Annotated in this window: 9 protein-coding genes and 1 other RNA gene; 5 read left to right on the top strand and 5 right to left on the bottom strand. The window is 66.7% G+C overall.

Annotated elements, in window-relative coordinates; genetic code table 11:
• Together rpoH and ACWIQA_RS01090 are read right to left on the bottom strand one after the other, a co-directional pair.
• On the bottom strand, window positions 1-851 hold an 851-nt coding region (gene rpoH / locus ACWIQA_RS01095), incomplete at its 3' end, for an RNA polymerase sigma factor RpoH (RefSeq protein WP_448581220.1).
• Window positions 848-1,813 carry an RluA family pseudouridine synthase gene (locus ACWIQA_RS01090; RefSeq protein ID WP_448581219.1) on the bottom strand — a complete coding sequence of 322 codons (966 nt, stop codon included), beginning with the start codon at window positions 1,811-1,813 and terminating at the stop codon, window positions 848-850. The genes ACWIQA_RS01090 and rpoH, both read right to left, overlap by 4 nt.
• 20 nt (window positions 1,814-1,833) lie before the next feature.
• Between ACWIQA_RS01090 and ACWIQA_RS01085 the strand changes: the two genes are divergently transcribed.
• The 5 genes from ACWIQA_RS01085 to ACWIQA_RS01065 are packed head-to-tail and all read left to right on the top strand — an operon-like array spanning window position 1,834 to window position 4,655.
• Window positions 1,834-2,253 (top strand): M67 family metallopeptidase, encoded by a 420-nt coding sequence (locus ACWIQA_RS01085; RefSeq protein ID WP_448581218.1) that lies wholly within the window; start codon window positions 1,834-1,836, stop codon window positions 2,251-2,253.
• Between the two features lie 5 nt (window positions 2,254-2,258).
• Window positions 2,259-2,513: a cold shock domain-containing protein gene (locus tag ACWIQA_RS01080; RefSeq protein ID WP_448581217.1), complete on the top strand. Its 255-nt coding sequence runs from the start codon at window positions 2,259-2,261 to the stop codon at window positions 2,511-2,513.
• A gap of 2 nt (window positions 2,514-2,515) precedes the next feature.
• Window positions 2,516-3,076 carry a hypothetical protein gene (locus tag ACWIQA_RS01075; RefSeq protein WP_448581216.1) on the top strand — a complete coding sequence of 187 codons (561 nt, stop codon included), beginning with the start codon at window positions 2,516-2,518 and terminating at the stop codon, window positions 3,074-3,076.
• Window positions 3,073-3,960 (top strand): DMT family transporter, encoded by an 888-nt coding sequence (locus ACWIQA_RS01070; protein WP_448581215.1) that lies wholly within the window; start codon window positions 3,073-3,075, stop codon window positions 3,958-3,960. The genes ACWIQA_RS01075 and ACWIQA_RS01070 overlap by 4 nt, the downstream gene beginning before the upstream one ends.
• A complete protein-coding gene (locus ACWIQA_RS01065; protein ID WP_448581214.1) occupies window positions 3,957-4,655 on the top strand; it encodes an N-acetylmuramoyl-L-alanine amidase in 699 nt (232 codons plus the stop codon). Before ACWIQA_RS01070 ends, ACWIQA_RS01065 begins: the two co-directional genes overlap by 4 nt.
• Here ACWIQA_RS01065 and ACWIQA_RS01060 read toward each other — a convergent pair.
• From ACWIQA_RS01060 to ffs, 3 genes are all read right to left on the bottom strand, one after another.
• Complete coding sequence (locus ACWIQA_RS01060; RefSeq protein WP_448581213.1) at window positions 4,645-4,962, bottom strand: YbaB/EbfC family nucleoid-associated protein; 318 nt, start codon at window positions 4,960-4,962, stop codon at window positions 4,645-4,647. The genes ACWIQA_RS01065 and ACWIQA_RS01060 overlap by 11 nt on opposite strands.
• Window positions 4,959-6,611: a DNA polymerase III subunit gamma/tau gene (locus tag ACWIQA_RS01055; protein ID WP_448581212.1), complete on the bottom strand. Its 1,653-nt coding sequence runs from the start codon at window positions 6,609-6,611 to the stop codon at window positions 4,959-4,961. The genes ACWIQA_RS01060 and ACWIQA_RS01055 overlap by 4 nt, the downstream gene beginning before the upstream one ends.
• Before the next feature lie 87 nt (window positions 6,612-6,698).
• An RNA gene (gene ffs / locus ACWIQA_RS01050) (signal recognition particle sRNA small type) lies at window positions 6,699-6,794 on the bottom strand.
• Between the last annotated feature and the right edge of the window lie 176 nt (window positions 6,795-6,970).

The raw sequence follows: 6,970 nt of genomic DNA, 5'->3' as shown, positions 1-6,970 counted from the left end.
TTCTGCAGCTTCTCGAAGGCGCGGACCTCGATCTGGCGGATCCGCTCGCGGCTGACGCCATATTCGCCCGAGAGATCCTCGAGCGTCTGCGGCTCCTCCACCAGCCGCCGCTGCGTGAGAATATGCCGCTCACGATCATTCAAGGTGAGAAGCGCCTCGCGCAGCAGATCGTGGCGGATATCGGCTTCCTGCGCTTCGGCGAGCACTTCGTCCTGGCCCGGGCCGTCGTCGGTCAGCCAGTCCTGCCACTCGCCCTCACCATCGTCCTTGAGCGGCGCATTCAGGCTGGTGTCCCCGCCCTTTGCCATCCGCCGGTTCATCGAGATCACTTCCTCCTCGGAGACTCCGAGGTCGGTTGCGATCCGCTTCACATCATCGGGGTGGAGATCCCCCTCGTCGATCGCCTCCAGCTTGCCCTTCAGCCGTCGCAGGTTGAAAAAGAGCTTCTTCTGCGCTGCCGTGGTGCCGATCTTCACGAGACTCCAGGAACGGAGGATGTATTCTTGGATCGAGGCTTTGATCCACCACATGGCGTAGGTGGCAAGGCGAAAGCCGCGGTCAGGCTCGAACTTCTTCACCCCCTGCATGAGGCCAATGTTGCCCTCGGAAATGAGCTCGGAGAGCGGCAGACCATAGCCGCGATAGCCCATGGCAATCTTGGCGACGAGCCTGAGGTGGGAAGTGACGAGCTTGCGCGCCGCTTCCGGGTCCTGGTGCTCCTGCCAGCGCTTGGCCAGCATATACTCTTCTTCAGGCGCCAGAATCGGGAACTTGCGAATCTCGGCCAAGTAGCGATTGAGCGAAACATCGGGGCCAACGGCCGGAACGGACTGTGGCAGGTTGGTCGTCATGTGCGCCCTTTCAAAAAGGCTTGGGCACCCTGGCGCCGAAGCCGGCTGACCAGCGCCTGAATATCCTCCGGTATTGGACTGTCGAATGTGAGCGTATCTAGGGTGACCGGATGACGGAAGGCAAGTGTGCGCGCATGGAGCGCCTGACGCTGAATGCCGCACCCCATCACCCGCCGCCCGCCATAGAGCAGGTCGCCCAGCAGCGGATGGCCGATGTGGGCCATATGGGCCCGCACCTGGTGCGTGCGTCCGGTCTCGAGCCGGCACTCGATGACGGCGGCGCCATCGAGTGCCTCCAGAAGCCGATAGTGCGTCACCGCATGCTTGCCACGCGGCGGATCGACGGCCGCCATGCGCTGGCGGTTGCCCTCAGAGCGGGCGAGATGGGTCGCAATCCGCCCGGCCGCCGGTGCGGGGACACCCTTGACCACAGCGAGATAGCAGCGCCCGACCGTGTGTGCCGCAAATTGCCGGGCAAGCCCCTGGTGTGCCGGATCGGTCTTGGCCACGACGAGCAGGCCTGAAGTCTCCTTGTCGATCCGGTGGACGATTCCCGGCCGGGCCACCCCGCCGATCCCCGACAGTCGGCCGTTGCAATGGTGCAGCAGCGCGTTGACGAGCGTTCCGTCCGGGTTGCCGGCAGCAGGGTGCACCACGAGGCCCGCGGGTTTGTCGACCACCAGCAGATGGTCGTCCTCGAACACAATGGCAAGCGGGATCGGCTGCGCCAACGCGTCGGCCGGCGCAGCTGTCGGAAGCCACAGCCGCACGGCGTCTCCGCCTTGGACCCTGCGGGCGGGATCGCGTATAATATTTCCCTCCACTTCGACTGCACCGGCCGCGATTAGCGCTTTGAGTCGCTCGCGCGACTGGGTCGGCACCGCGAGCGCCAGCGCCCGGTCGAGCCGAAGCCCGGCCGAATCCGCTGGCAGCAGCAGCCGAACCTCTTGACCTTCTGCCATACACCGCCTCGAATGCGGCAATGCCGCTCGTCCTTGCAAGCGATGCCCGCCAGACGATGCTGGCGGCCGCGCGCACCGCCTACCCGTTTGAGGCCTGCGGCCTTCTGTTCGGCGAGCGCCACGAAGAGACGCTGGTCGTCGCATCAGCCAGTGTCGCTGCCAATATCGCTTCAGACCCCCAACACCGGTTTGAAGTGGACCCGGCGCATCTCGTCGCCACCCAGCGCGCTCACCGCGCTGGTGGTCCAGCCATCCTGGGGGTCTGGCATAGCCACCCCGAGGGGCCACTTCGCCCAAGCGCGGCTGACCGCGCTGGCGTGACCGATCCGTCCTGGGTCTGGATCATCGTTGCGCCACCCGCGCTTGCTGCCTTCCTCCCCGATCCCCTGCATCCTGGAGGCTTCCGCCCGTTGCGTGAAATCGAAGCCCTGAGCATGTAGCGGCAATGGCATCAGGCACCATCCTCTGGTTCGACTGCGCACGCGGCTATGGCTTTGTCCGCCCGCTCTATGGCCCGCGCGACGCGTTCATCCATGCCTCCGCCATCGACGGGGCATCTGCGGCCGCGCTGGTGCCCGGCACGGAAGTCGAGTTCGAACTGGTCCAGACCGGAGACGGCCGGGTTGTTGCCCGCCATCTCGTTCCCCGCCGCCCCGAAGGCAAGAGGCGCTCGGATCGTGGCCGGCAGTCCGGCGGCTGACGGTGACGGTTGGCAACCCCGATGATGGGCAACAGGCCAAGCAGGGCACCCTCCTCGTCCGCCGGATCGCCCATGACCTCGCAACGCCGGTCGGTGCGCTTGCCGTCGCGCTCGAACTCGACCCCGCCGCCGACCCGCTCCTCAAGAAGGCGGTCGCGCAGCTGACGGCGCTTGTCGAGCTCCACCGCGGCCTGTTCGGCGCGCCACCCGACGCGGCCTTCGATCCCGCCGCGCTCCGGCCCCTCCTCGGCGAGCGCGCACTCGAGGTCGAGACCGGCCTCGATGCCAAAACCGCACGGGCGCTTACAGCCCTTGCGCTTGAGGCTGCCCAACTTCTGGCGGGACCCGGGGCCATCACCATGATCCTCGACCGCGGCTGCCCGGCACTGGTGCTCAGGGGCCGAGTCCGGCCTCCGGAGGCTGCGCTCGCGGCCGTGCTTGCCGGCGCGCCGGCGGCGGAGCCAGGCACCGTTTGCGCTGCACTCGCAGTCCGCCTCCTTGGTCCCTTCACAACCGAATTGGGCCCAGACCAGATGCGCTTCGTTGCTGCAGCGCGGCCATGAGGCTGCGCCACCTGCTGATGATGCTCGCAATCTGCCTTTTGTGGGCCGGCAACATCGTCGCCATCAAGGAGTCCGTCTCGGCGGTCCCGCCGCTCACTTCGGTTGCGCTGCGCTATGCCTTCATGCTTCCTGTCTGCCTTCCCTTCCTGCGCTTCGTCGAGGGGCTCCCGGCTGATGGCCGGCCGCCGCCGTGCATGGTCCTCGTCATCGCCTCTGGTCTGCTGCTCGGTGCCTCCTTCGGGCTTGGCGCCCTCTCCTTCCACCTTGCCACCAATGTCTCGGCGCTTGCGATCGCCGGCCAGCTTGGCGTGCCTTTCAGCCTCCTGCTCGCGATCGCCTTTGCCGGCGAACGGATCCAGTGGCGGCGCAGCCTCGGCATTCTCATGAGTTTCGCGGGAGTGACCATCCTGGTGTTTGACCCCCGCATTTTCGATGAGCGGCTTGCCCTGCTGCTGACCGTGATTTCAGCGCTCCTCTGGGCTGCCTCGACACTCCTGCTCCGGCGCGCGGCTGGTGTTCATGTGCTCAACCTCATGGGCTGGCAGGCCCTCGTCTCCCTGCCGCTTCTGCTTTTCGCAGCTGCCCTTTTCGAGCCTGGCGCGCTTGCCGTCCTTCCCGAGACCCCTCTTTCGGCGATCGGGTGGATCCTCTATTCTGGATTCCTCTCGTCCCTTGTTGGACATGCTGGCATGGCGTGGATGCTCCAACGCTATCCGGTCTCGACCATCACGCCCTTGACCCTGCCAACACCACTTCTCGCCATCATGCTTGCAACCCTCTGGTATCGAACGCCGATCACGCTTCCCATGGTCCTTGGCGCTGCTCTGACGCTGACCGGTGTGGGGATCATCGCGCTTCGCACGGCGCGCAAGGCGGCACGATGAGCCGCGTCGTCGGCTTCCGCGCTTCTCCCAACCATGACGCGCGCCGGGCACCTGTGCGCTTCCTCATGCTCCACTACACCGGCATGGAACGCGCTGCAGATGCGCTCGACTGGCTGTGCAACCCGGCTTCTCGTGTCTCGGCGCACTGGTTTGTCGACGAGGATGGAACCGTGACCCAGTTGGTTGCCGAGGATCGCCGTGCCTGGCACGCAGGCGCAGGCCGCTTCCGCGGCATCACCGACATGAACAGCGCATCCGTCGGCGTCGAAATCCACAACCCTGGCCACCAGTGGGGCTACCGCCGCTTTCCCCGCCGGCAGATGGAAGCGGTTGTCTGGCTTGCAGGTGAAATCATCGCTCGCCATGGCATCGACCGGGCCGATGTCATCGGCCATTCGGATCATGCACCCACCCGCAAGGAGGATCCAGGCGAACTGTTCGACTGGCAGCTCCTCGCCGCCCATGGCCTCGCGCTTGCCCGCCCTGCGCGCCTTGTCGCCGACCCCGGCTGGGACGAAGCCGGCTTTGCCGAGGCGCTCGCCAGTTTTGGCTATGACGTCACAGACCTTGCAGCCGCCACCCGCGCCTTCCAGCGCCGCTTCCGCCAGGAGCAGGTGGACGGCGTGATCGATTCCGAAACCCGCGCCATCCTTGCGACCCTCATGCGCGACGAGGCCGCGCGCCTTAGAGCCTGAAGCCGGGTGGCAGCGGCAGGCCGGCAGTCACTTCGCGCATCATCGCTTGTGCTGCCTCGTCCGCCTTGGCGCGAGCATCGTTGAAGGCAGCAACGATGAGATCTTCGGTCATCTCCTTGCTCTCGGGCGCAAGAAGCGAGGGATCGATGGAGAGGCGCACGATGCGGCCCCTGGCACTGGCCACGACCTTCACCAGCCCGCCGCCTGAAAGCCCTTCCACTTCCACCCGGTCGAGCGCGGCTTGCGCCTTCTCCAGCTCGGCCTGGACATTGCCGGCCATCTTCAGAATGTCTTCGATGCTCGTCATGCCGCGTCCTCCGTTGCACTCGGCGTAGACCCTGATAATGTCTCTGTAATCGTTGCGGGATTGTCGGATTGCACCCCCAGGAACTCGCTTTCCGGGAAGCAGTCGAGCAGCTGCCGCACCACCGGGTCGGCAAGCGCCGCATCCCGCACGGCTGCCGCCTGTGCGCGCTCCTCGTCGAGGAGGCTCGCGCCCCCCTCGCTTGCGGCAACCATGCGGACATCAAAGCCCGCTCCAGTCCAGCGTTCCAGCCGCTCGGCCACCGCGCGGGCAAAACCCTGTGGCAGCTCGCCAAGCGGCTGCAGCAGCACCGTGGTGCCCCCAGGCTTGCTCTCGAACCCGACGCAGGCCACCTTGTCATTGAGCTGGCGGGCGAGGAGCGACTCCCCCATTTCCGCGAACAGCCGCACCAGCGCGCGGAAATCATTTGGCACCTGAGGCCGGGGGGGATCAGGCGCCACTGCGGCATGGGCCGGCCCGACGGCGGGAGCCCCGGCAATGAGCGCCGCCAGTTCCTCCGGCCCCGGCATTCCTGCCGCATGGACGGCTCGCAGTACCGCCATGGCCGCCGCCTCGGCCGGCTCAGGTGCAATACTGATCTCCTGATGACCCTTGAGCAGCAGCTGCCACAGTCGGTGCAGGGCCGGAAAATCGACTTTATCGAGGATTGGCGCCAGGATCGCCCGGTCGGCTTCGGCAAGCGCCGGGTCGAGAACGCCGCCACACTTTGCCCTCGTCAGCAAGTGGACAAGCTCCAAGAGCGCGCGGAACAGCGCCAGCGGCTCCACGCCGGCCTCTTGCGCCTGGTCCAGCTCGGCAAGCGCGGCACCCGCGTCCGCGGCCACGATCGCGGCGAAAAGCCGTGTGACGCGGCCGCGCCCGGCAAGCCCGAGAAGCTCGCGCACCAGCGCAGCCTCAAGCCGCCCGCCCGCCATGGCAATCGCCTGGTCAAGGATCGAAAGCCCGTCGCGCACGCTGCCTTCCGCTGCCCGGGCGATGAGATGCAGCGCCTCGGGCTCCGCTTCCACGCCTTCGGCCTTCGCCACTTCGGCGAAATGGGCTTCCAGCATGGCAACAGGCACGCGCCGCAAGTCAAACCGCTGGCAGCGCGACAGGATGGTCGCTGGAACCTTGTCCACCTCTGTCGTCGCCAGCACGAATTTCACGTGCGGTGGAGGCTCCTCCAGCGTCTTCAGAAGCGCGTTGAAGGCGTTCTTCGAGAGCATGTGGACTTCATCGATGATGTAGACTTTGTAGCGTGCCGAGACGCTGGCGTAGCGCACTGCCTCGATGATCTCGCGCACGTCATCCACCCCCGTATTCGAGGCAGCGTCCATTTCGATCACATCGATGTGCTGGCCGGCAGCGATCTGGACGCAGGCGTCGCACACCCCGCAAGGTGCCGCCGTCGGCCCGCCCTTGCCGTCTGCTCCGGTGCAGTTGAGGCAGCGCGCGATGATTCGCGCCGTCGAGGTCTTGCCCACACCGCGCACCCCCGTGAGCAGCCAGGCCTGGGCGAGGCGGCCGGTCCGGATTGCATTGGCCAGCGTCTTCACCATCGCCTCCTGGCCGATCAGCGCGGAAAAATCCGCCGGGCGATATTTGCGCGCAAGCACGCGATAGGCCGGCGGATCCTCAGGAAGCAGGCTCATGGCTCCTCGTGGCGCGGCAGCGCGCCAAGGGCAAGGGGAAGCTTGGGGGCAAGAGCTTGGGGGCAAGGCGTGGCTGGGCGCGCGCGAAGGTGGAGACCAGCCCGACCCGCACCGGAAATCGTTACGGCTGCTTCCTTCCGGACCTGACCGGGTTGGCGAACGGCACGCCCGCGCTGGCCTCCAGAACCAGGAATAGGCCGCTGCCTCAGTCAGCGCAAGCGCGGGCAGTCGGGCGCCTGGGCCCTCACCGGCGGCGCAACCGCTCCCGGCACTGGCGCTTCTGGCTCCGCCACCTCGCCGAGCACCGCTGTCAGCGCAAATCGGACCGGCTTCCTGGTGCGCTTCTCGGAGACTGGCGG

The organism is Thermaurantiacus sp., assembly GCF_053487655.1.
The sequence above is the reverse complement of the archived record's forward strand: the minus strand, read 5'-3'. Positions and strand labels throughout refer to the sequence as shown.

What these genes read in the sequence shown, in the direction of transcription:
- ACWIQA_RS01065 (WP_448581214.1), top strand. Translation starts at nt 3,957, where the DNA reads ATGAGCCGCGTCGTCGGCTTCCGCGCTTCTCCCAACCATGACGCGCGC.
- ACWIQA_RS01055 (WP_448581212.1), bottom strand. Translation starts at nt 6,611, where the DNA reads ATGAGCCTGCTTCCTGAGGATCCGCCGGCCTATCGCGTGCTTGCGCGC.
- ACWIQA_RS01070 (WP_448581215.1), top strand. Translation starts at nt 3,073, where the DNA reads ATGAGGCTGCGCCACCTGCTGATGATGCTCGCAATCTGCCTTTTGTGG.
- ACWIQA_RS01085 (WP_448581218.1), top strand. Translation starts at nt 1,834, where the DNA reads ATGCCGCTCGTCCTTGCAAGCGATGCCCGCCAGACGATGCTGGCGGCC.
- ACWIQA_RS01090 (WP_448581219.1), bottom strand. Translation starts at nt 1,813, where the DNA reads ATGGCAGAAGGTCAAGAGGTTCGGCTGCTGCTGCCAGCGGATTCGGCC.
- ACWIQA_RS01060 (WP_448581213.1), bottom strand. Translation starts at nt 4,962, where the DNA reads ATGACGAGCATCGAAGACATTCTGAAGATGGCCGGCAATGTCCAGGCC.
- ACWIQA_RS01080 (WP_448581217.1), top strand. Translation starts at nt 2,259, where the DNA reads ATGGCATCAGGCACCATCCTCTGGTTCGACTGCGCACGCGGCTATGGC.